The following is a 1,320-nucleotide window of genomic DNA, read 5'->3' as shown; positions in this document are numbered from 1 at the left end:
ATATCCAAAAATCGAGCGTAGCGAGCAAAATCCAAAAAACAGCTCAAAGCCTTATCGCTCTTGCTTTTGCTTTTAGCCTCGCAGAGTTCCCAAAGGGCGCACTTACGCAAAATCGGAGATTTTGCAAGTTGCGGTCAGGGGAGACCCCCGACACCCCACCGCCCAACAAGTTGGGCGGCTGTTAGTAAAAGGTGAGCCAGTGGCAATTTATCATTGTTCAATTCAGAATATTTCGAGGTCAGATGGTCGCTCGATTGTGGCGTGTGCAGCGTATCGGGCAGGTGAAAAACTTGAATGCGATACATACGGGAAAACGCAGGACTACACCCGAAAAACTGGCATCGAGTACACCCAAATATTTGCACCCGATGGAGCAAATCCCGACTTGCTTAACCGTCAAAACCTGTGGAATCAGGCAGAGCAATCCGAACTAAAAAAAGATGGAAGTATCAAGCAAGAGGCACGGCTTGCAAAAGAGATAGAAATCGCCTTACCACATGAACTTAATAAGCGGCAGCGGCAGGCACTTGTTACAGAGCTATGTCAATCCTTAGTCAAAGGACATGGCGTGGCGGTGGACGTAGCGATACATGCTCCTCATATCGCAGGGGGGAGTGATGATAGAAACTTCCATGCCCATATATTGATGACCACTCGAACCGCCACAGGGCAAGGCTTAGGGGGGAAAGTCAGAGAGCTAGACAGACACTCAACGCTGAAGAAAATCAGGGAGGAAGTAGCTGATCTCACAAATCGCCATCTTGCAGCCGCAGGCTTGGATCTAACTGTTGATCATCGTAGTCATGAGGACAGAGGATTGATGATAGAGCCGACCATCAAAGAGGGGATAGAAGCCACACATGCAAAGCGAAAGGGCAAGGAGATGGAGATCGTTAAGCGTAATGATGAAATCAAGCAGCGCAATTCAAAGGCTGAAAACCTTGATATGTCTATATTTGAAACTGAAACAGGACTGGAGGAGCTACAACAGCAGCAACTGGAGGCGGCAGTGGATGAAGCCCCCGCAGTCTATACGGCAGCACAGCAAGCACTGTATGAGCATCAGCAGCACCGCCAGACGCTTTTAGATCAATACATGCAATCAAGGAGCGGGGATACTGATAAAGTCGCCGAGCATCGCTTTTACAGCGCATTACAGAGCGATATAGACCGTCTTCAGCTTGATAGGTTAATTAGGGAGGGGAAAGAGGCTGAGGTGCTCTTGCGTGAAATTGGTGAGCCTCTACCTCCTCCGATCAAGATTAAAAAAGGATGGTTTAGCTCTGAACTATTTAGCTTTGATGACATGCTCAAACAGTA

General features: G+C 48.1%; 1 protein-coding gene. It reads left to right on the top strand.

Annotation, left to right across the window (positions count from 1 at the left end; all coding sequences use genetic code 11):
• Positions 1-199: 199 nt before the first annotated feature.
• Positions 200-1,320, top strand: a 1,121-nt coding sequence (mobQ, locus tag H567_RS28910) for a MobQ family relaxase (RefSeq protein WP_153306326.1), incomplete at its 3' end; no start/stop codon positions are given.

The sequence above is a fragment of the Desulfatiglans anilini DSM 4660 genome (assembly GCF_000422285.1).
GTDB classification, from domain to species: domain Bacteria; phylum Desulfobacterota; class DSM-4660; order Desulfatiglandales; family Desulfatiglandaceae; genus Desulfatiglans; species Desulfatiglans anilini.
Note: the sequence above shows the minus strand (reverse complement) of the source record. Positions and strands in the feature narration are given on the sequence as shown.